Annotated in this window: 20 protein-coding genes and 1 riboswitch; of the genes, 13 read left to right on the plus strand and 7 right to left on the minus strand. The window is 66.4% G+C overall.

Annotated features, from left to right (window positions below):
* The first annotated feature begins 66 nt into the window (after positions 1–66).
* Together KW832_RS22170 and KW832_RS22175 are read left to right on the plus strand one after the other, a co-directional pair.
* Entirely contained in the window at positions 67–1,083 is a 1,017-nt protein-coding gene (locus tag KW832_RS22170) for a 1-aminocyclopropane-1-carboxylate deaminase (protein WP_218301497.1), read from the plus strand.
* Between the two features lie 110 nt (positions 1,084–1,193).
* Positions 1,194–2,192 carry a tripartite tricarboxylate transporter substrate binding protein gene (locus KW832_RS22175; RefSeq protein ID WP_218301496.1) on the plus strand — a complete coding sequence of 333 codons (999 nt, stop codon included), beginning with the start codon at positions 1,194–1,196 and terminating at the stop codon, positions 2,190–2,192.
* Between the two features lie 40 nt (positions 2,193–2,232).
* Here the strand turns inward: KW832_RS22175 and KW832_RS22180 are convergent, their stop codons facing one another.
* The 3 genes from KW832_RS22180 to KW832_RS22190 form a co-directional block, all read right to left on the minus strand.
* Positions 2,233–2,772 (minus strand): hypothetical protein, encoded by a 540-nt coding sequence (locus tag KW832_RS22180; protein ID WP_218301495.1) that lies wholly within the window; start codon positions 2,770–2,772, stop codon positions 2,233–2,235.
* Positions 2,769–4,709 (minus strand): MFS transporter, encoded by a 1,941-nt coding sequence (locus tag KW832_RS22185; protein WP_218301494.1) that lies wholly within the window; start codon positions 4,707–4,709, stop codon positions 2,769–2,771. Before KW832_RS22185 ends, KW832_RS22180 begins: the two co-directional genes overlap by 4 nt.
* A 75-nt stretch (positions 4,710–4,784) precedes the next feature.
* Entirely contained in the window at positions 4,785–5,645 is an 861-nt protein-coding gene (locus tag KW832_RS22190; protein WP_255577905.1) for a hypothetical protein, read from the minus strand.
* Between the two features lie 136 nt (positions 5,646–5,781).
* Between KW832_RS22190 and KW832_RS22195 the strand changes: the two genes are divergently transcribed.
* From KW832_RS22195 to KW832_RS22230, 8 genes are all read left to right on the plus strand, one after another.
* The gene (locus KW832_RS22195; RefSeq protein WP_055401999.1) at positions 5,782–6,513 is read left to right on the plus strand and encodes a helix-turn-helix transcriptional regulator; all 732 of its coding nucleotides are present in this window, start codon (positions 5,782–5,784) and stop codon (positions 6,511–6,513) included.
* A gap of 178 nt (positions 6,514–6,691) precedes the next feature.
* The gene (locus tag KW832_RS22200) at positions 6,692–7,594 is read left to right on the plus strand and encodes a TetR/AcrR family transcriptional regulator (RefSeq protein WP_218301493.1); all 903 of its coding nucleotides are present in this window, start codon (positions 6,692–6,694) and stop codon (positions 7,592–7,594) included.
* Positions 7,591–8,154: a DUF2867 domain-containing protein gene (locus KW832_RS22205; RefSeq protein WP_218301492.1), complete on the plus strand. Its 564-nt coding sequence runs from the start codon at positions 7,591–7,593 to the stop codon at positions 8,152–8,154. Before KW832_RS22200 ends, KW832_RS22205 begins: the two co-directional genes overlap by 4 nt.
* On the plus strand, positions 8,141–9,460 hold the full coding sequence (locus KW832_RS22210) for an AarF/ABC1/UbiB kinase family protein (RefSeq protein ID WP_218301491.1): 1,320 nt from the start codon (positions 8,141–8,143) through the stop codon (positions 9,458–9,460). Before KW832_RS22205 ends, KW832_RS22210 begins: the two co-directional genes overlap by 14 nt.
* Positions 9,461–9,472: 12 nt before the next feature.
* Positions 9,473–9,898: a DUF6463 family protein gene (locus tag KW832_RS22215; RefSeq protein WP_255577906.1), complete on the plus strand. Its 426-nt coding sequence runs from the start codon at positions 9,473–9,475 to the stop codon at positions 9,896–9,898.
* A gap of 52 nt (positions 9,899–9,950) precedes the next feature.
* Complete coding sequence (locus KW832_RS22220) at positions 9,951–10,331, plus strand: hypothetical protein (RefSeq protein WP_218301490.1); 381 nt, start codon at positions 9,951–9,953, stop codon at positions 10,329–10,331.
* Between the two features lie 187 nt (positions 10,332–10,518).
* Positions 10,519–11,061, plus strand: coding sequence for a YXWGXW repeat-containing protein (locus KW832_RS22225; protein WP_121508377.1), 543 nt, complete (start codon positions 10,519–10,521; stop codon positions 11,059–11,061).
* Positions 11,062–11,235: 174 nt separating this feature from the next.
* The gene (locus KW832_RS22230) at positions 11,236–11,730 is read left to right on the plus strand and encodes a YXWGXW repeat-containing protein (protein ID WP_218301489.1); all 495 of its coding nucleotides are present in this window, start codon (positions 11,236–11,238) and stop codon (positions 11,728–11,730) included.
* Between the two features lie 30 nt (positions 11,731–11,760).
* On the opposite strand, the gene KW832_RS22235 is transcribed toward KW832_RS22230, so the two are convergent.
* Positions 11,761–12,543 (minus strand): 2-keto-4-pentenoate hydratase, encoded by a 783-nt coding sequence (locus KW832_RS22235; protein ID WP_218301488.1) that lies wholly within the window; start codon positions 12,541–12,543, stop codon positions 11,761–11,763.
* Positions 12,544–12,767: 224 nt separating this feature from the next.
* A riboswitch (glycine riboswitch) is annotated at positions 12,768–12,889 on the plus strand.
* A 91-nt stretch (positions 12,890–12,980) separates the two neighbouring features.
* On the opposite strand from KW832_RS22235, the gene KW832_RS22240 reads away from it, so the two are divergent.
* Complete coding sequence (locus KW832_RS22240) at positions 12,981–14,300, plus strand: D-amino acid dehydrogenase (RefSeq protein ID WP_218301487.1); 1,320 nt, start codon at positions 12,981–12,983, stop codon at positions 14,298–14,300.
* A 53-nt stretch (positions 14,301–14,353) separates the two neighbouring features.
* Here the strand turns inward: KW832_RS22240 and KW832_RS22245 are convergent, their stop codons facing one another.
* Complete coding sequence (locus tag KW832_RS22245) at positions 14,354–14,677, minus strand: cytochrome c (protein ID WP_055395367.1); 324 nt, start codon at positions 14,675–14,677, stop codon at positions 14,354–14,356.
* 122 nt (positions 14,678–14,799) lie between these two features.
* Positions 14,800–16,011, minus strand: coding sequence for a sulfite oxidase (locus tag KW832_RS22250; RefSeq protein ID WP_218301486.1), 1,212 nt, complete (start codon positions 16,009–16,011; stop codon positions 14,800–14,802).
* A 224-nt stretch (positions 16,012–16,235) separates the two neighbouring features.
* Between KW832_RS22250 and KW832_RS22255 the strand changes: the two genes are divergently transcribed.
* Complete coding sequence (locus KW832_RS22255; protein ID WP_218301485.1) at positions 16,236–17,411, plus strand: rhodanese-like domain-containing protein; 1,176 nt, start codon at positions 16,236–16,238, stop codon at positions 17,409–17,411.
* Positions 17,412–17,491: 80 nt separating this feature from the next.
* The gene (locus tag KW832_RS22260) at positions 17,492–18,817 is read left to right on the plus strand and encodes a hemolysin family protein (RefSeq protein ID WP_055395363.1); all 1,326 of its coding nucleotides are present in this window, start codon (positions 17,492–17,494) and stop codon (positions 18,815–18,817) included.
* Between the two features lie 75 nt (positions 18,818–18,892).
* On the opposite strand, the gene KW832_RS22265 is transcribed toward KW832_RS22260, so the two are convergent.
* Positions 18,893–20,227 carry an FIST N-terminal domain-containing protein gene (locus tag KW832_RS22265; RefSeq protein ID WP_218301484.1) on the minus strand — a complete coding sequence of 445 codons (1,335 nt, stop codon included), beginning with the start codon at positions 20,225–20,227 and terminating at the stop codon, positions 18,893–18,895.
* Positions 20,228–20,233 lie beyond the last annotated feature (6 nt).

Consider the following 20,233-nt stretch of genomic DNA (forward strand, 5'->3'; position numbering starts at 1 on the left):
TTTTTTTACGATGAAGACACTGCAAGCCCCCCGCTTGCGCCTTCTCTTCATCGACCGGAAACCGCCATGAACCTGCAGAAATTTGCCCGCCACCCGCTCACCTTCGGCCCCTCGCCCATCACACCGCTGCCGCGCCTGTCGGCCCACCTGGGCGGCAAGGTGCACCTGTACGCCAAGCGCGAGGACTGCAACAGCGGTCTCGCCTTCGGCGGCAACAAGACGCGCAAGCTTGAATACCTCATCCCCGAGGCGATTGCGGGCGGCTACGACACGCTGGTCTCCATTGGCGGCATCCAGTCCAACCAGACACGCCAGGTGGCCGCCGTGGCCGCACACCTGGGCATGAAGTGCGTGCTGGTGCAGGAGAACTGGGTGAACTACTCCGATGCGGTGTACGACCGCGTGGGCAACATCGAGATGAGCCGCATCATGGGTGCCGATGTGCGCCTGGATGCTGCGGGCTTCGACATCGGCATCCGCCCCAGCTGGGAGCAAGCCATGGACGATGTGAAAAAGGCCGGTGGCAAGCCCTTCCCCATCCCGGCCGGTTGCTCCGAGCACCCGTATGGCGGCCTGGGCTTTGTGGGCTTTGCCGAAGAGGTTCGCCAGCAGGAAAAAGAGCTGGGCTTCCAGTTCGACTACATCGTCGTGTGCTCGGTCACGGGCAGCACGCAGGCCGGCATGGTGGTGGGCTTTGCGGCCGATGGCCGGGCGCGCAAGGTGATCGGCATCGACGCCTCGGCCAAACCCGAGAAGACCCATGCGCAGATCCTGCGCATCGCCCAAAACACCGCCAAGCTCGTGGAGCTGGGCCAGGATCTGACCGCCGAAGACGTGGTGCTGGACACCCGCTACGGCGGCCCTGAGTACGGCCTGCCCAACGAGGGCACGCTCGAAGCCATCCGCCTGTGTGCGCGCCAGGAAGGCATGCTCACCGACCCGGTGTACGAAGGCAAGTCCATGCACGGCATGATCGACATGGTGCGCAAGGGCGAGTTCCCCGAAGGCTCTCGCGTGTTGTACGCGCACCTGGGAGGCGTGCCAGCGCTCAACGCCTACAGCTTTCTTTTTCGCAACGGCTGATGCGTCCAGCGAGCAGCACCGGCTGGCACCGCTGGCCCGGCTGTCGTTGATCTGAGTGGCCCTGGCCTCGATGCTGGAGGCCTACGCTTTTCCCCTCCAAGGAGTGCCCCATGAAGTGCTTGCAGATCGACAGACGACGCAGCGTGACCCTCTTGGCAGCAGCCCTCGCGGGGCTGGGACTCGGAACGCCGTGGCTGGCGCTTGCCGAAGGCTATCCGACCAAGCCGATACAGCTCATCGTTCCCTTCCCGCCAGGGGGCGCCGTGGACATCGTGGGTCGAACGATCAGCAAGAAGCTGGGCGACCGCCTTGGCCAGCCCATCGTGATTGAGAACAAGGCGGGTGCAGGCACTGTGGTCGGAGCGGCCTTCGTGGCCAACGCACCCGCCGATGGCTACACGCTCTTGATCAGTTCGGGCTCCACGTTCACCGTGAATCCGGCGCTCAATGCCAAGCTGCCCTACGACCCCGTCAAGAGCTATGAGCCCATCGGCATGGTGGCCCGCGTGCCGCTGATCCTGCTGGCAAACCGCGAGGTGCCCGTGGGCAATCTCAAGCAGCTGATCGGGGCGGTGCAGCGCGCTCCCGACAAGTTTTCCTACGGCTCCTTTGGCAACGGCACCACCGGCCACTTCGCGGCAGAGCTGACGTGGTCTGCCGCCGGCATCAAGGTGATGCACGTGCCCTACCGAGGCAGCGCGCCCGCCATGAGCGACCTGATGGGCGGGCAGATCCCGTTCACCATCGACACCGTGGCCGCAGCGCTGCCACAGCTCAAGGCGGGCAAGATCAAGGCCATTGCCGTCACGGGTGCAACGCGGGCCACGCAACTGCCCGACGTGCCTACGGTGGCGGAAAGTGGCTTCCCCGGGTTCTCGGCCGACTCCTGGCTGGCCGTGGTTGCGCCACGCGGCTTACCCGCCGAGGCCAAGGCCAAACTGCACAAGGCCCTGGCCGACACCCTGGCGGACGCGGAGGTCCGCAGCAAGCTCATCGCCGCCGGGCTGGAGCCGTCGTACGCCACGGGCGATGCCGTGCTCACGCAGATCGAAGACGAGTTGCCACGCATGCGTGCAATTGCACAGCGCGCGCAGATCCGCGCGGATTGAACGCCGCGCGAGGCCCCTTGCCTTTGGCCCTTTTGGACTCTCAGCCCCGCAGCCAGGCCAGCATGTGCGGATAGGCCGGGGTTCCGCCCGGCAGGACCTGCGCGGGCAGCAGAGTGAGCCCAGCAGCAGCCAAGCCCGAGGCGCCCAGGTACACCCCCAGCTCAAAGGTGGTGCGCAACCCGACGGAGCGCCCGTGGTAACCGCCGTCATGGAACAGCACGGCGGAATCCAGCCCCAGGTGCCGAGTGGCCGCCCAGGCCCATGCCGTGGCTTCGATCTCACCACCGTGGGCCACCTCGGGCAGGTCCTGCAGCGCATCATCCAGGGTGGATCGCAGCGCTGTGGGTACCACCGCTAGGTGGCCAGCTTCATGCAGCAGGTCTCCAGGCCAGCGCAGCCGCGCCCGGTCCACACGCAGGCCACCCCGCTCGATGCGGACGCCGGGTAGAAAACTGCCTTCGGGGACCTCGGCCTCGCAGACCGCAAGGCCGATGCTGCGCAGGAATTCCAGGATGCGGTCCGTCAATGCGCCGTGGTCCGCCGCTGCCGCTGCAGCGTTGGAGGATTCATCGCGGCTCATGCTTGCAGCAGGTCCGCCACCTGGGTGCGCAGCAGCGCGGGCTGCACCTGCGTCGATGCCACCGGGCGGCCCACATTGAGCCCCACACGGCTGAAAAATCCCCGCCGGAACGGTCGCACCATGGCGCCGCCCTGCTCGATACGGCTGAAGTACGAGCCCCACAAATTGGTCAGCGCCATAGGGATCACCGGGGCTTCAACACCCTCTGCGCGCGCGCGCTCGATGATCTTCATGATGCCGCCCTTGAACTCCTGCAGCTGCCCGTCCTTGGTGATTCCACCTTCAGGGAAGATGGCCAGCAGATCGCCCTCGCGCAGCACCTGCGCGGCGCGGTCGAAAGCGGCTTCGTAAGTCTTGGGGTCTTCCTTGTAGGGTGCAATCGGAATCGCCTTGGCGAGGCGAAACAGCCAGCCCAGCACCGGCACGCGGAAGATGCGGTGGTCCATCACGAAGTAGATGGGGCGCGGGCTGGCCGCCATGAGCAACACGGCATCGACAAAGCTCACATGGTTGCAGGCCAGGATGGCCGCGCCCGTCGAAGGCAGGTTCTCGTCGCCCTGCACCTTGAAGCGGTACACGAAGCGCGACGACACCCAGGCCACAAACCGCAGCAGGTACTCGGGCACCAGCATGAAGATATAGAACGCCACCACCGCGTTGGCAATGCCGGTGAACAGGAAGATCTGCGGCACCGTGAAGCCCGCGCCCAGCAAGGCGCCCGCGATGAGCGAGCTGGCGATCATGAACAGCGCGTTGAGGATGTTGTTGGCCGCGATGATGCGCGCGCGGTGTGTGGGCTGGCTGCGCATCTGGATCAGTGCGTACATGGGCACGCTGTACAGGCCCGCAAACAGGCTGAGCAGCAGCAGATCCAGCATCACACGCCAGTGCGCGCCCTGGGCCATGAAGGCGGCCAAGCCCATGATCTCGGCAGGGGGCAGGTTGCGCGAGGCGAAGTACAGGTCGATGGAGAACACGCTCATGCCGATGGCGCCCAGCGGCACCAAGCCGATCTCGACATGGCGGCGCGAGAGCACCTCGCACAGCAGCGAGCCGATGCCGATGCCGATGGAGAACACCACAAGGAGCAGCGACGCCACCTGTTCGTTGCCGTGCAACACCTCCTTGGCCAGGCTCGGAAACTGGCTCAGAAACACGGCGCCAAAGAACCACATCCAGCTGATGCCGAGCAGCGAGCGGAACACTGCGACGTTCTCGTGCGCCAGTTTCAGGTTGCGCCAGGTTTCCGTGAAGGGATTCCAGTTGATGGTCAGGCCGGGGTCGGTGGCGGGCAGCGAGGGAATGAACTGCGCGACCGCGCGCCCGGCCAGGGCCGCCACCACGCAGGCCACGGCCACCGTGGTGTGGCCAATGCCCGGGACGGCCACCAGCAGGCCACCGGCCACGTTGCCCAGCAGGATGGCCACAAAGGTGCCCATCTCCACCATGCCATTGCCGCCGGTCAGCTCACGTTCGTTGAGCACCTGGGGCATGTAGGCGAACTTCACGGGGCCGAACAGCGTGGAGTGCACGCCCATCAGAAAGGTACACAGCAGCAGGATGGGCACGTTGTCCGTCATGAACCCGAAGGCCGCCACCAGCATGATGGCGATCTCCATGTTCTTCACGAACCGGATCATCTTGGTCTTGTCGTACTTGTCGGTCAGCTGCCCCGAGGTGGCCGAGAACAGCAAAAACGGCAGGATGAACAGCGCACCAATCACCAGCCCCGCCATCGCTGGCGGTAGCCACGACACGCTGAGCTGGTAGGTCACCATCACGGTGAACGCGAACTTGAAGAGGTTGTCGTTGGCCGCCCCAGAAAATTGCGTCCAGAAGAACGGCGCAAATCGCCGCTGGCGCAGCAGGGCGAACTGGTTCGGGTCCTCATGCGTCGGCACTGGCGCCGCGCTGGCTGAGGGAGTCTCGGGGTGCATGCGTTTCTCCTCGTTTCCGATGGGTTGGCTTGTTGGAATTTTCCGTGCCCGCACTTCATGCGCCTTCATGGCTCTTCATGCGCGTGATCTGCGGGCAACACCCACGGCGTGGGCGCCATTCTGCCCGGACAGCGTGACCTGCGGCACACCTCCAGCCCTGCTGTTGCGTAATGCCGCCAGTGCCAGCAGCGCCGGCCAGGCAGCGCTTGCAGCGAACACATGCTTGAGGCTGTGGCCCGACACCCAGTGGTAGGTGGCGTCAAACACCGCGTGGTCCGCCGCCTCGAACAACTTGGCCACGGCATACAGGCCAATGACCGCGCCCAAGTGCACCGCCAGCGCACCATCGCGCCGGGGCAGACAGGCGAGCGCCAATACCACCAGCATGCCGCCCAGTTGCACTACGGCCCAGGGCATCAGGTTGCCGGTGTGTGCCCACCACAGCACGGCCAACGGCCCCGCCAGCAGCACCGCCCCCGCCATGGCCCAGCCTGCCCGTTCGCTCACGCGGCTGGCCGCCAGCCCCAGCAGTCCTGCAAACGGCAGCACCATGCCCAGCCGATCCCACAGCAAGCCCGCATCCTGCGGTTTCCAGTGATAAACGCTGGAGCCCACGGCCGTACACAGCAGCCCTGCAAAAAACAGGGCGGCCAGCGCGCGCGAGGTGGGATCCAGCGCTCCTGGCGCCAACCGGCGCAGCGCCCACAGGCCCCACACCCCTGCGATGGCAAACGGCAGATTGCTGAGTACATCCACCGCGCAAGGAATGCCCCACAGCGCCCGCTGGTCGGCAAAGGCATGCTGGTGTGCGCTTGCGGGCAGCACCGGGCCGAACAACGCCAGCGCCAGCAACGCGGCCGCGCCCAGCAAGAGAGCCAGTTCAGCGCGGGTCGCGGTCTTGTGGCGCCGGGTGGGGAGAGAAATCAGAGAAGTCATGGTCGTCACATCCGTGGATGAGTGGGGATTGCCGCGAAGTGTGTTCAGCCGCAGTCACCTGGACACCAGAAAGTCGCTCAGAGGGCTACCAAAGCCACCTCAGGTATTGATAATTGATACCAAGGAGCCCAAGCCCATGAGCACGACCGCCGACCTCGTCACCGCCCTGAAGAAGGAACTCAAGACCGCGCAGATGACCTACGCCGACTTGGCGTTGGCATTGGGCATGGCCGAGTCCAGCGTCAAGCGCATGCTGGCCAAGGGCGACATGCCGCTGTCGCGCATCGACGCCATCTGCCGCGCACTGGCGCTGGACTTTGCCGATCTGGCGCGGCGTGTGGCCGACGAACAGCCGCTGTTGAAAGAGCTGACGCAAGAGCAGGAAAAAGCCGTGGTGGGCGACAAGAAGCTGCTGCTGATGGCGATCTGCGTGCTCAGCCAATGGACGCTGGAGCAGGTGACCACCGCCTACCGCCTCACCGAGGCCGAGGGCATCAAGTACCTCGCACAGCTCGACCGCATCGGCATCATCGAGCTGCGGCCACTGAACCGCTACCGCCTCAAGCTGGCCAAGACCTTTCGCTGGCGCCCGCATGGCCCGGTGATGAACTACTTTCGTGACCACGCGTTGCTGGACTACTTCGCGGGCGGCTTTGACGGCGCGGGCGAAGGCGTGCTGCTGGTGCACGGCAACATCAGCCGCAGCCTGGCCCCTGCGTTCATGGAGCGCATGCAGCGCGTGGCCCAGGACTTTGCCCAGCAGCACCTAGCCGACCAGAAGCTGCCCGACCGCGAGCGCGAGGGCTACACCTTGCTGCTGGCGATGCGCAGCTGGGAGTTTGAGGCGTTTGCGTCCATGCGGCGTTGATTTACTCTTATTTTGATAGCTATCAGCGCTTTACCAAAAAGCGCTAGAGGCCAATAACACCCTGAATTCATGAGTTGAGCACAGCGCCAGCAGCTGTGCTGTGCCACCCCTGCTTGACGCAACAAACAGAAAATACTATTCTTTAAATAACAAATTTTGTTTATTTAAAGATAGTCAAATGAAAACCACCCGCCAGCAACAAGACGCCACGCGCCGCCAGATCGTGGCCAGCGCGGTGGACCTCATGACCCGCCAGGGCTTTGACGGCACGACGATGAAAGACATCGCGCGTGCAGCAGGCATTGGCGACGCCACGATCTACAAGTACTTCCCCACCAAGGACCGCATCGTGCTCGGCTACCTGGACGATGTGGTCCACCAGGCGCTGGCCGAAACCCTGCAGACGCCAGGCTTCGCGGGCTATCAGCTGCAGGAAAAGCTTCAGCGCCTGACCGACGCCGTGCTGGAGCGCCTGCTGGCCGACCGCGAATTTGTGGCCCAGGTACGCAGTCTGGCGCGGCGCTCGCCGCTGTCGATGCTGGCCGAGCCCCTGGCGGCGCGCCAGAGCCTGCGCGAGGCCGTCGCCAGCTTTCTCGAAGCGGCAGAGGCCAGTGGCGAGATCGAGCCCTGCGACTTCAAAGGCATGGCGGGTGGGCTCTACACCGACTACCTGGCCGGTGTGGTGACCTACTGGCTGGCCGACACCTCCGACGAATTTGCCGACACCACGCAGCTGGTGGACCTTTCGCTGGGTGTGCTGGTGCAGGCACTGCGTGGCGGGCTCGTCAATCGCGTGCTGCAACTGGGCGGCTTTGTGCTGCGCAGCCAGATGGCCCGCATGGTGCAGCACAGCAGCGGCCTGATGGGGATGCTGCAGCTGGCCAAGCAGGCCATGGCCAGCGCGCCCTACAGCACTCCCCAGGCACACCAGGCCCACACGGCAAACGCCGGTTCACCCGCAGCGCCAGAGCCTTCCAAGCCGCCCCGTACGCCGCGCAAACCACGCGCAGCCAGCCCAGTCCCGCCCCCCAGCACCACCGCCAAGCCCGCCGCCGCACCACGCAAGAGGAAGTCCGCATGAACACCGCCCCCACCGTGCGCGAAACGCAGGTGCCCGCAGGCACCGCCATCCATGCAAGCTTGCCCGGCGCCCATTTTTTTGATGCCTACGAGGTGGCTGACGGCCAGCCATCCCACACCGCCCTGCAGGCCTGGCTGGACGTGGTGGCCCGCACGCCGCGCTGGACACAAATGCTCATGACCGTGCGCAACAAACTGGTGCGGCTGGTGGGCCTGAAGGACCTGGGGCAACTGCACGATGGGTACCCGCCCGCCAGCGGCAGATCGCTGCGCGAGGCCAGCAGCTACCGTGTGGGCGACCGCGTGGGCATCTTCCGCATCCGCCACCTGAGCGACACCGAAGTCGTGATGGGCCAGGACGACAAGCACCTCGACGTGCAGGTTGCACTGACCAAGCACAGCGGACGGACCGAGACCTCTGGGCCGCCGACCATGGTGCTCAGCACCGTGGTGCACATCCACAACACGCTCGGGCATGCCTACATGGCGGTGGTGACCCCCTTTCACCGCCGCATTGCACGGGCCATGGTGCAACGCCTGGCAGACCATGGCACGCACTGAACCGCCGCGCACCGGCCGCCTTGCGCGCGGCACCATCACGGGCATCGCTGCCGCGCGCATCGGGATGGCCCAGCTGGGGCACCGCGTGCGCACGCCATCTGCCCAAGCGCAGGCCGACCACGAAGCCGCCCTCGGCCGCATCCTCTTTGGCGCGCTGGGCCAGTTGCGGGGCTCGGCGCTCAAGGTGTCGCAGTTGCTCAGCATGCACCCCGGCCTGCTGCCCGACGGTGTGCGGCAAGAGCTGGCGCGCGCCCACCACCAGGCCCCGCCACTCAACCGCGCGCTGGTGGGCCGCGTGTTCCGCCAGGCTTTCGGGCAGGAGCCTGAGGCACTGTTTGAACACTTCGAACCCACCGCCTTCGCCGCCGCCAGCCTGGGCCAGGTGCACCGCGCGCAGCTGGCAGGCCACGGCACGGTGGCCGTGAAGGTGCAGTACCCCGGCATCGCCGCCACCATCACCAGCGACATGCAGCTCATGCGCGCCGCGCTGCGCGCCCTGGCCCATACCGACATGCCGCTGCCCGCCAACACCGTGGTGGACAGCGTGATGACCGAGATCGAGGCCACGCTGCTGCGCGAGGTGGATTACCTGCTGGAGGCCGAACAACTGCAGTGGTTTGCACAGCACGCGGCGCTGCCGGGCGTGGTGCTGGCCCAGCCTATCCTGTCGCACACCCGGGCTCAGGTGCTCACACAGCAGTTTCTGCCGGGCCGGCATCTGCAGGACTGGCTGGCCTCGCAGCCCACGCAGGCGCAGCGCGACCGGGCCGGACAGCACCTGTGGGACTGGTTCATGCACTGCCTCTTTGTGCTGGGCCGAGTGCACGCCGATCCGCACCCGGGCAATTTTCTGTTCGCACCCGATGGCACCGTGGGCGTGCTGGACTTTGGCTGCACGCGCAGCCTGTCGGAGCACTTTCGCACCCAGGTGACAAAGGCATGGTCCGCCCTGCTGAGGCCTGCCACCGACCCACAGCGAGACGCGCTGGTGCTGCAGGCCTACCAGGCACTCGGACTCGTCAACGCCCGCCTCACCGTGTCGGCCTACACCGCCGAACTCGCGCCCGCACTGGCTGACATGCAGGCCTGGCAGATGGAGCCCTTCACGCAACCGGTTTTCGATTTTGGCGTCAAGACGCCGCCACCCATCACCGCCGGACGGCACCAGCGCATGCTGGGCGAGCACCTGGTGCAGGTGCCCGGCGAGATGCCCGCGTTTGAGCGCATGTGGATGGGCCTCATGCACCTGCTTACGGGGCTGGGCGCGCGCGTCCACACGCATTGCCCCGCCCTTCTTCCTTCATAGGACCCCACCCACATGACCTCACAGACCTCCCCCTCCCCTCGCTCTACGGCCATACCGCTTCGCAACCGCTGGAAGGGCCAGTGGATGCTGGCCGTGGCGGTGCTGCACACGCTGTATGCCGCCGTCGTGTTTCCGACCCAGCTGCAAGAGATCGTGCGGCGCGGCGTTTTCAACAGCGTACAAAAAGACCCGGCCGTGGGCGCCGTGGTCTGGTTTGTATTGTTCGGCGTGTTGTTCGCGTTGCTGGGCTGGGCCATCCTGCTGGCCGAACGCAACGCTGCCCTGGCGCCCGTTCCTTTGCGCGGGCTGGGTGCCGGGTTGCTGGCACTCACGGTGCTGGGCATTGTGCTCATGCCTTCCTCCGGTTTCTGGCTGGCGCTGCCGCCCGCGCTGGCGCTGTGCTGGCCCCAAAGCGCTGAAGGCGAAAAAGGCGGTTGATGCGCTGCGTCTGCACCTTCCACGGCCATCCTGATTGAACTAGAAACTGTCCATGAATACTGCGCTGGTACTGGCAGCCGGGGGCCTCGCCCTGGTGGGTGTTGCGCACTCGGTGCTGGGTGAATTGCTAGTGTTTCGCGCCCTGCGCACAGAGGGCATCGTGCCCACCGGCGGACGGCCCGTGCTGCGGGAGTGGCAGGTGCGCATTCTGTGGGGCACCTGGCACCTGGCCACCGTGCTGGGCTGGGCCCTGAGCGCCTTGATGTGGCGCCTGGGGACCTCGCCCGTGGACGCGGACCTGGGAGCCTGGGTGGCCGATGTGGCCGGGGTCGCCACGCTGGCCAGCGGCGTGCTGGTGTTCTATGCCACTGAGGGCCGACACCCTGCCTGGTTTGCCCTGCTCGTGGTGGCGGCGCTGGTGTGGTGGCGCTGAAGGGCCGCACTACGTTCACGGGGTGGGCAGCTTTCCGGAAGTGTGAGAAAAATCACGGAAACCGCTGCTGCTCCTGCTGCAGGAAACACAACTTCACAAGACTTCGCAATTCGCCTACACCGGCTTGACGCAGCATCTGCACCATGAAGTCTCCGGTTCCGCAAGGAATCATTCTGAGGAGATCACCATGGCCCGCAATGCACTCGCCGCTGTTTCCATCGCCTTGCTGTCTCTGGGCGCCGCAACGGTGGCGCAGGCACAGACCAGCGCCACCGTTGTCATCCAGTCAGGGCAGCCCCACCACTACCAGGCACCAGCGCCCATGGTGGTGCAATACGGCCCACCACCGCCCCCCCGCCATGAAGTGGCGCCCCGCCCTCGGCACAACATGGTGTGGGTGCCCGGCTATTGGGATTGGCGCGGCCACCGCCATGTCTGGGTCCAGGGCCACTGGGTCAAGGCCCGCCCTGGTTACTACTACCGCGAGCCGCGCTGGGTGGAACACGGCGGCCGGTGGGACCTGCGCCCCGGCCGCTGGGACCGTGATGGCGACGGCATCCCCAACCGCTATGACCGTGACCGCGATGGCGATGGTGTTCCCAACCGCTACGACCGCGATCACCACGACCGAGACCGCGATGGCGTGTCCAACCGCTATGACCGCGACCGTGACGGAGACGGCGTTCCCAATCGGCACGACCGCCGCCCGGACAACCCCTACCGCAATTGAACGATTGAGAGAGTGAACAACTGAAGGAGCGGAAGGAGCGCGGAGGCTCGCGAGCCCCGCGCCCACTCCCCCCTTTGGCCTACGCCCGCCCCCACTGAACACCTACGTGGCGCCGCGCACCAGGCCGCCACCATGCAAAGACCGATTCCGACAGGAATCACCCCGGAGACCACCATGACCCGCCAAACACTGACCGCAGCCGCCATCGCCCTGATGGCACTGCTGCCCCTCGTACCGACACACGCGGCCATTCAAGGCACCGTCGTCATTCAGTCCGACCAACCACAGCGTGGGTACCAGCCCACGCAGACCTACGAGGTGATTCCCGCGCCCCCACCACCACGGTACGAAGCCGTGCCGCGCCCACGCCGTGGCCAGGTGTGGGAACAAGGCCATTGGGAATGGCGCGGCAACCGCCACCGCTGGGTGAAGGGCCACTGGGTACAAGCGCGCAGCGGCTACCAGTACCGGCAGCCCCAATGGGTGGAGCGCGATGGCCGCTGGGAAATGCAGCGGGGCCGCTGGGACAGTGACGGTGACGGCATTGCCGACCGCAACGACCGGGACCGCGATGGCGATGGCATCTCCAACCGCAATGACCGTGATCGCGACGGTGACGGCGTGTCCAACCGCCGCGACAGCCAGCCGGACAACCCGCGCCGCAACTGATCTGCCGCGTTCCACGATCCTCGAAACGATTCAGTCGAATTTCACCTCGGCGCGACCGACACGAGGAAAGTCGGCAACCACCACCGTGCCCGGCGCCACCATCACGGTGCCGGTGCAGGACCCAGTGGTCACCCACTGCCCTGCGCGCAGCCCTCCCAGGCTGCGCGCGCCTTCGTTGGCCAGCCACACCAGCAGCCGCAGCGGATCACCTGCCGGGTTACCCCAGGTGGCGTGCTGCACGGCCACCGATCCGTTCACCGACAGGCTGACCCCTTGCACCAGGGGCTGCACCGAAGCCACATCGGTCAAACCCGAACCCACGATCAGCGCCCCATGGCAGGCCTGGTCGGCCAGGCGACTCCAGTCCCCCTGTTGTGCCCAGGCGGCAAAGCGCGTGTCGCACACCTCAATGGCGGCACGCACCGACACCATGGCGGCCAGCACCTCGGCTGCGCTGTAGTGCGTGGCGCGTGCGGGCAGGTCTGCGCCCAGTTCGTACACCAGCTCCGCCTCCACCCCGATCACGGCAAAGCCTGTGGCCGACAAGTTGACCTCCTGGCCAGGCTGCTCCACCCACACCGAGTCGCGGGTCAACGCCGCACGCGCGGGTTGGGCCTGGGGCGACGCGGCGCCCACTTTCCATCCCGCGACCTCGCCGCGCTCACGCACTACGGCGTCCTGCACGGCGTAGGCCTCGGCCGCATCGCGAGGGCGCAATGCAACGGGCAGATCCAGCGGCCGGGGCGTGCGTCCCTGGCGCGCCATGGTGATCACGGCGGCGCTGGCGAAGGGGTCAAAGGCGGTATCGGGCATCGGGAAAGCGTCCTGGGGGTGGGTCAAATCGCCGGATTATGGCGACCCCATGTCGCCGCCAGCATCAGCAACGATTGCCACCCATTAGCCGCCCCAAACACCCCACCGCCGCCCGCACCCTCCTAGAATGGCCCCCGCAGGAGAGCACGGCAGGCCACAAGGCCCACCGCTGCACCGAAGGCGCAAACTCCCATACACGCTCAGGTCCCGTACTGCACCATTTATCAAAGCCGTCTGGAGAGCCGCCACCACCTGTCAGCAGCGTGGAGGCGCACCGAAGGAGCAAACCGCGTGCCATGTGGGCAGCGCGGTGAATCTCTCAGGTACCAAGGACAGGGGGAGCGGCAGCTTGGCGGACGCGCGCTGGCTGCTTGCTATTGAATCAATAGCTGCCAACGCATATCCATCAAGCGCTGAACCCTTAAAAGGCTTCAAAAATGCGCGTGATCGTTTTGGGCGCCGGCTTGCTCGGCGTGACTTCGGCTTATTTCCTGCAACAACTTGGCCATGAGGTCACGGTCATCGACCGCCAGGGTGCGCCCGGTGCCGAGACCAGCTTTGCCAACGGCGGCCAGATCTCGGTGAGCCACGCCGAGCCCTGGGCCAACCCCAGTGCGCCGCTCAAGGTGCTGCAGTGGCTGGGCAAGGAGGACGCGCCTCTGCTGTTCCGCATCCGCGCCGACATGCGCCAGTGGCTGTGGGGCCTGTCCTTTCTGCGCAACTGCACCCCGGCGCGCACGCGCCACAACATCGAACAGATCGTGCGCCTGGGCACCTACAGCCGCGACACATTGCAGCAGCTGCGCGCCGCCACCGGCATCCAGTACGACCAGCGCACGCAGGGCATCCTGCACTTCTATACCAACGCCAAGGAGTTCGACGGCGCCCTGGCCCCGGCCGAGCAGATGCGCCAGCTGGGCTGCGAGCGCCAGGTCATCAGCGCCGACGAAGCCGTGCGCATCGAGCCCGCCCTGGCCCATATCCGCCCGCAGCTGGCAGGCGCCACCTACACGGCCGAGGACGAATCGGGCGATGCCAACCAGTTCACACGCGAGCTGGCCAAGCTGTGCGAGACGGCGGGCGTGCAGTTCCGCATGGGCCACCACATCACCGCACTGCGCGAGGCAGGCGGCCGCATCGACCATGTGGAAGTGACCAATGCCGAAGGCCGCTTCGAGCGCGTGCGCGGCGATGCGTTTGTGCTGGCCATGGGCTCGTTCAGCCCGCTGCTGGCACAGCCGCTGGGCATCCACCTGCCGATCTACCCGGCCAAGGGCTACTCGGTGACGATGCCGGTGAAAGACGCCAGCAAGGCGCACCAGGTGAGCCTGACGGACGACGAGTTCAAGCTCGTGTTCTCGCGCTACACCAGCGAACGCGGCGGTGATCGCCTGCGCATTGCAGGCACGGCCGAGCTGAACGGCTACGACCGCCACCTGAACCAGGTGCGCTGCGAGGCCATCGTGCGGCGTGTGGAACAGCTTTTCCCTGGCGCGGGCGACGCGAGCCAGGCCCAGTTCTGGAGCGGACTGCGCCCGGCTACACCGAGCAACGTGCCGCTGATCGGCAAGACGAAGGTGGGCAACCTGTTCCTCAACACCGGCCACGGCACGCTGGGCTGGACGCATGCCTGCGGCTCGGGCAAGGCCCTGGCCGACATCGTGAGTGGCCGGGTGCCAGAGGTGGACTTTGCGTTCCAGGGGTTGCAGGGGCGCGCAGGAGGAGCGGCGCTGGTGCCGTCGCGCACGGCGGCCTGAAGCAGCGCGCGGTTGCAGCGAGGCAGCGCTGCAACCGCCACGAAAGCCCGCGCCTACTTGGCCGCGCCCGTGGCGTGCGCCACAAACTGTGCCACGGCCAACATGTCCTTTTCGCTCATGCGCTCGGCATACGAGGGCATCACGCCGATGCCTGCCTTGAGCGCACGCAGTACACGGCCGGCGTCGGGTTTCAGCTCATCCAGCACCGGGCCCACCTGGCCCTCGGCACCGGCGGCCTGCAGCGTGTGGCACACCGCGCAGGCGGGCTGGATCTTGGTGAACAGCTCCTTGCCGCGCGCCAGCTCGGCCGGCTCGGCAGCCCAGCTGGCACCCGCCCACAGTAACGCTAGCCCTACCAGCAAACCGCCTTGCGGCATCCGATGCCGTCCGATAGCGGCGCGCACCCACGCCAGTGCCACCGTGGAACTGGCTCTGCCAGGCCACGGGTGGCGTCCCCCTCTTGGGGGGAAGGCGCAAAGCGCCTCAGGGGGGAGCGATGTCATGCCACAGTCACAGTGACGGCGTGGTCGCGCCAGCTGGCATTGTTGTAGCCGCCCAGGTTTTCCTCGCGCTGCTCGGCCTGCACATTGCCCGCCGTGTCGGTGGCGCGGCTGGCCAGCACATGGGTGCCCGCCTCCAGGCGCACGGGCAGCGCAAACTGCCGCCAGGCAAAGGGGCCCAGGTCGGGGCCGATGAGCTTGGCCGCCAACCAGGTCTTGCCGCCATCGGCCGACACCTCCACGCCCTTGATACCGCGCGTGCCACCAAAGGCCACGCCATGCACCTGCACCTGTCCGGACTTGAGCGCACCCTTGTCGGCCAAGGGGCCATTGATCCAGGACTTCACGCCCATCTCCCACACCGAAGGCTGGTCGGGGCTGGCCTTGCTGCCAGGCGGCGACATGCGGTAGCCATGCGACATGATGCGCGCCTGCGACTGTGCGCTGGTAAACGCCACGCGCTTGACGTACTTGATGTTGTTCACGCCCTGGTAGCCCGGCACCACCAGCCGCAGCGGGCCGCCATGCGCCAGCGACAGCGGCTCGCCGTTCATCTCCCAGGCCAGCAGGGCGTCGTCCATCGCCTTCACGGGCACCGAGCGCTCCACCAGCACGGAGAGCGGGTCCACACCTTCGGGCAGTTTCTCGCCGCCCGTGCCGGTCAGGTAGGCAGCACCATCGGCCAGCCCGCCCAGGGCGGCCACCACGTTGCGCAGCGGCACACCGCTCCAGACCACACAACCGGCAGCGCCCACCGACCAGGGGGTGCCGCTGGGCTTGCTGGGGAAAAAGCCCCGGCCATTGCCCGAGCATTGCAGCACGGTGGCTACGGTCTCCACGCCCAGCGTCTTGAGCTCGGCCAGGGTCAGGCTGCGCGGGCTCTTGACCCCTTCGATCGCCACGGTCCAGGCATCGCGGTTGTCCAGGATGGCGGCGTCGGGCGCGGGCAGGTTGTTGCGCACATACAGCTGGTTGGACGGCGTGATGACACTGGTGCCAAACGCGGAGCGACGGGTTTCGAGAGTGCTGCTGCTGTGCACGATCAGCGCGTCCGGTGACTTCCATCCTGCATACGCGGGCAGCGGCTTGGCAGCGGCTGCTGCCTGCTGGGCACGCGCACCGCCGGCCCATCCAGCCAGGCCCAGCGCGCTCAAGGCGGCGGCACTTCCGGCCAGCATGTGGCGTCGCGGCAGGGTCATCGAATCTTTCATGGAAACGTCTCCAAATAATGGGATGGACAAAAACTCTTTGTTGCCCCCGCCCACCCGGCAGGCACAGGGGATCGGGTCAGCCCGCATTCTGTGCGGGAGCTCTGCACGCCGCACGCATGGCTTCGTTAGAAGAAGTAACAAAAACAAAAGATCAGAAACATTCGTACGCAGGTGCGGGGGCCTTGGGCATATTCGCGGTTTGTTTTGGGGAGAGGAACCGCGCAATGAACATCGCCAGAAAATCGACCCGCGGCCCGCTGGGACTGCTACTTGGCTTATGGCTGTGTTGCAGCGCCGCCCATGCCCAGCTGACGGCCATCGTGGCCGTGGAGCCCACGGCCCGCAAGGCGGCGCACTCCATCCTGCGCACCTCAGCCGAATCGGGCCTGTCGAAGGCCGCGGGCCAGCCCGTGGCACTGACCACCAGCGACGACTTGGCCGACGTGATGCGCGCCACGCGCAGCGCGGGATATGACATCTTCATTGGCCCTGCCCAGGTGGCTGCGTCCGCGTTGCAACGCGGCTACGAGCTGGTGGGCGCCACGCACAAATCGGACAGATACCTGCTGGTCGGGCTGCAGCAGATCGCTGCGGTGCCTGCCATGAAAGGCCGACGGCTCTATCTGCCCCAGCAGGATTCGGTCTACACCTACATGGCGCGCGGCATGCTCAATGAGGCGGGGCTGTCGTTCCAGGACCTGCGCGCGGTGCAGTACGAGAAATTTCCCCAGGCCGGCCTGACAGCCCTGACTCTGGGCACGGCGGATGCCACTGTGGTGCGCGAGGACGACTGGGCGGAATGGTCGGCAGCGCACCCCGGCCTTGCGCGGGTGCTGGCTACATCGCAGCCGGTGCCAGGCGGGTTCTCCATCGTGGTGAAAAAAGACCTGCCGGCGGATGCGCGCAACAAGCTGGCCCAGTGGTTCAGCGCGTCGTCCTCCGCCAGCGGCCTGCCGCCAGCCTCCGTGCGCCCGGAGGCTGTTGAGTACCGACGTGTGGCCGAGCTGGGGCTGTTCACCCCCACGAGTCTGCCTGGGGTGAAGCGCATCACTGCGCGCGAGGCCCAGACCCTGCTGGTGCAGGGCGCCACGCTGGTGGACACCCGCACCGAGAAGGAATTCAAGACCAAGCGCATCCGGGGCGCCGTGTTTGCAGCGTATGTGGAAAAGAGCCTCAAGGACGTGGCCTTCAATGCCGCACAGGATGATTTCCAGGCGCTGGACAAGCTTCAGGGCGTGGACAATGCCAAGCCGGTAATTTTTGCGTGCAATGGCGCCGAATGCTGGAAGTCCTACAAAGCTGCCAAGGTGGCCACAGCCAAGGGGTTCCAGTCGGTGTACTGGCTGCGGGGGGGACTGCCCGAGTGGGACGAAACGGGCCTCCCGACCGAAGGTGGCTAGGAGCCAGCGCAGGGTCTCTGGCCCCTGTCCTTACAATTGGTCGCTTCTCAACACCCAAGGGCGCGAAAGGCGCCCTTTGTATGGAAATAGCAATACTGTTCGCCCTCATCCTTCTCAACGGCCTGTTTGCCATGTCCGAGATCGCTCTGGTCACGGCCCGCAAAGCCCGGTTGCAAAAGCTGATTGATGAGGGCGATAGCGGCGCCGCCGCTGCCGTGAAGCTGGGCGAAGACCCCACGCGTTTTCTCTCCACCATCCAGATCGGCATCACATCGATTGGCGTGCTGAACGGTATCGTGGGTGAGGCCGCCTTGGCTGGGCCCCTGGCGTTGTGGCTTGAAGCACTGGGCGTTCCCATGCCTTTTGGCAGCTACGCGGCCACCGGCCTGGTGGTGGTGCTGATCACGTATTTCTCTATCGTGGTGGGTGAACTGGTGCCCAAGCGCATCGGCCAGTCGTACCCCGAGACCTTTGCCCGCCTGGTGGCGCGGCCCATCAACTTTCTGGCGCTGGCCACCAAGCCGTTTGTGCTGCTGCTGTCCACCTCCACGCGCACGCTGCTGCGCCTGATGGGTGTGAAGGAAACCAGCGGCAGCCCGGTGACCGAAGAAGAGATCCACGCCATGCTGGTGGAGGGCACCACTGCGGGCGTGATCGAATCGCACGAGCACACCATGGTGCGCAATGTGTTCCGCCTGGACGACCGCCAGATCGGCTCGCTGATGGTGCCGCGTGGTGATGTGGTGTGTCTGGATATGGATGCGTCGTTTGAAGACAACCTCAAATGCATCGAAGAATCCGACCACGCACGCTTTCCGGTGGTGCGCGGCGGCATGGACAACATCCTGGGCGTGATCAACGCGCGCCAGTGGCTGTCGCGCACGCTGCGCGACAAGGCGCGCGGCGGCCTGGCCGACCAGCCACTGCAGACAGCGCTGTATGTGCCCGAAACCATCACGGGCATGGAGCTGCTGGACAACTTCCGCCTGTCTGACGTCCACATGGCGTTTGTCATCGACGAATACGGCGAGGTGCAGGGCATCGTCACGCTGCAGGACCTGATCGAGGCCATCACCGGCGAGTTTCAGCCGCGCGACCCGGAGACCTCCTGGGCGCTGCAGCGCGAGGACGGCAGCTGGTTGCTGGACGGCCACATCCCCGTGCCCGAGCTGAAAGACCGCCTGAACCTGGATGCCGTGCCCGAGGAAGAACGCGGCCGCTACCACACGCTGAGCGGCATGATCATGCTGCTGACTGGCCGCCTGCCCAAGGTGACGGACACCGTGCAGTGGGAGGACTGGAAGCTCGAAGTGGTGGACATGGATGGCAAGACCATCGACAAGATCCTGGCCACGCGCCTGACCCCCGAGGAAAAGGCCGAAGCAGACGACAACGGCGCGGGCTGACCTGGCCCCTCCATGGGGCACCGTCTCCGCCAGGGCCCGCCCTGGCGTTCCCTGCGGGCAAAGCGGCTCAGCCGCTCAGCGGGCGTTCGGGTCGTCGTCAACGAAAACGGTGAGCACCCCGGTGTAACCATACAAGTGGTGGTGCGCAATTTCCCCACCGGCAAAGAACCCGGCCAGCGGCACGTCACCCAGCGCGTGGCGCACGATCTGCAGCTCGGCGCTGGGCCCGCCAAAATGCGGGCCGCCGCGGCCCGAGCAGCTCACATAGATAGCCCCACAGATTCTCCGCCCTGCCTGGGGCGCCGCGCTGGCGCCTGAGGCGCTGTTGGCAGCGGCCATCTCGCCATCCGCGCTGGACGACGACACCAGCGACGCGGGCTCCAGCTCTTCGGGCGAGAGTTCTTCGCGGATCTCGGCGCAGATGCGCATGAGGTCGGCACGTGCCGCTGCCACGTTGCGCTGACAGAACGCCAGGTGCATGCCCGGCTCCACATGGTCGGCCAGGGCCACGCCCCGGCGGCTGCCGTCCAGCCCCACGATGTGGCGCACGCGTGTGTCGGTACCAAAGTGGCCCGTGCGGCGCTGGCCCTGGGGCTGCTCGCCCGCGCTGACCAGCCCGGCCAGCGTGGCGCGCACCTTGCGCAGCGCGGGCTGCGGGTCGCCACCATCCAGCGACACCTGCAGCGTATCGAGCAGCACGTCCAGCGCGGGCTCGCCATCGAGCGCGAGCACCACGTTGTCCTGCGCGGCGGTGATCGTGCGCAGCGCGCCCACGGGCTGGCAGCCCTGCGTAACGCGCGACACCAGCGCCACCCCGGCACCAAACGCCACGCCCGACAGGCCACCGTCAAACACCCCGCTGGCACCACCCTGCCCGGCCATGTTGCCGTCGCCACCCACGGCAAACTGCACACTGCTGGTGCGGCTGGCAGAGAGGCCACCAAACAGGTAGCCCGTGTCGGTGCGTGCAGCCATCTCGGTCAGCAGCTCGGCCAGTTCGGGCGTGCGGCCATCGGCATGCACCAGGGCGGTATGGGCCACAAACCCACTGCCCGGGTGTGGCGCATGCGTGGGCAGCGGCGCCACGCCCGAGAACACGCGGTACTGGTCTGCAGGCACATCCAGCAGCATGACCGACAGCGCGGGCTCGTCAAAGTACTCGGCGTTGTTGGCCGACACGCCCACCCCCACGGTGCCGCTCCAGTCGGTGACCTCAGGCAGTTCGCCGCTCAGGTAGTCGAGCAGCGCCTGGGCGTCGTTGCCATAGTGGTCGGTGATGTAGAGCAGGCCCAGGGTGGGCGCTGCAGCGTAGTCGGGCAACGCCATCTGGGCGCGCAGCTGCGCCAGCACCAGCGCGGCGGCCATGCGCCATTGGGGGTGGGTGGCATGGCCAGTGGGAAATAGTTTCATGGTGGT

The organism is Acidovorax sp. sif0632 (assembly GCF_019218805.1).
Taxonomy (GTDB): domain Bacteria; phylum Pseudomonadota; class Gammaproteobacteria; order Burkholderiales; family Burkholderiaceae_C; genus Acidovorax; species Acidovorax facilis.

Bases quoted from the DNA above. Each gene is read 5' to 3' on its own strand.
- KW832_RS22170 (WP_218301497.1), top strand. From the start codon at position 67: ATGAACCTGCAGAAATTTGCCCGCCACCCGCTCACCTTCGGCCCCTCG.
- KW832_RS22175 (WP_218301496.1), top strand. From the start codon at position 1,194: ATGAAGTGCTTGCAGATCGACAGACGACGCAGCGTGACCCTCTTGGCA.
- KW832_RS22180 (WP_218301495.1), bottom strand. From the start codon at position 2,772: ATGAGCCGCGATGAATCCTCCAACGCTGCAGCGGCAGCGGCGGACCAC.
- KW832_RS22185 (WP_218301494.1), bottom strand. From the start codon at position 4,709: ATGCACCCCGAGACTCCCTCAGCCAGCGCGGCGCCAGTGCCGACGCAT.
- KW832_RS22190 (WP_255577905.1), bottom strand. From the start codon at position 5,645: ATGACTTCTCTGATTTCTCTCCCCACCCGGCGCCACAAGACCGCGACC.
- KW832_RS22195 (WP_055401999.1), top strand. From the start codon at position 5,782: ATGAGCACGACCGCCGACCTCGTCACCGCCCTGAAGAAGGAACTCAAG.
- KW832_RS22200 (WP_218301493.1), top strand. From the start codon at position 6,692: ATGAAAACCACCCGCCAGCAACAAGACGCCACGCGCCGCCAGATCGTG.
- KW832_RS22205 (WP_218301492.1), top strand. From the start codon at position 7,591: ATGAACACCGCCCCCACCGTGCGCGAAACGCAGGTGCCCGCAGGCACC.
- KW832_RS22210 (WP_218301491.1), top strand. From the start codon at position 8,141: ATGGCACGCACTGAACCGCCGCGCACCGGCCGCCTTGCGCGCGGCACC.
- KW832_RS22215 (WP_255577906.1), top strand. From the start codon at position 9,473: ATGACCTCACAGACCTCCCCCTCCCCTCGCTCTACGGCCATACCGCTT.
- KW832_RS22220 (WP_218301490.1), top strand. From the start codon at position 9,951: ATGAATACTGCGCTGGTACTGGCAGCCGGGGGCCTCGCCCTGGTGGGT.
- KW832_RS22225 (WP_121508377.1), top strand. From the start codon at position 10,519: ATGGCCCGCAATGCACTCGCCGCTGTTTCCATCGCCTTGCTGTCTCTG.
- KW832_RS22230 (WP_218301489.1), top strand. From the start codon at position 11,236: ATGACCCGCCAAACACTGACCGCAGCCGCCATCGCCCTGATGGCACTG.
- KW832_RS22235 (WP_218301488.1), bottom strand. From the start codon at position 12,543: ATGCCCGATACCGCCTTTGACCCCTTCGCCAGCGCCGCCGTGATCACC.
- KW832_RS22240 (WP_218301487.1), top strand. From the start codon at position 12,981: ATGCGCGTGATCGTTTTGGGCGCCGGCTTGCTCGGCGTGACTTCGGCT.
- KW832_RS22245 (WP_055395367.1), bottom strand. From the start codon at position 14,677: ATGCCGCAAGGCGGTTTGCTGGTAGGGCTAGCGTTACTGTGGGCGGGT.
- KW832_RS22250 (WP_218301486.1), bottom strand. From the start codon at position 16,011: ATGAAAGATTCGATGACCCTGCCGCGACGCCACATGCTGGCCGGAAGT.
- KW832_RS22255 (WP_218301485.1), top strand. From the start codon at position 16,236: ATGAACATCGCCAGAAAATCGACCCGCGGCCCGCTGGGACTGCTACTT.
- KW832_RS22260 (WP_055395363.1), top strand. From the start codon at position 17,492: ATGGAAATAGCAATACTGTTCGCCCTCATCCTTCTCAACGGCCTGTTT.
- KW832_RS22265 (WP_218301484.1), bottom strand. From the start codon at position 20,227: ATGAAACTATTTCCCACTGGCCATGCCACCCACCCCCAATGGCGCATG.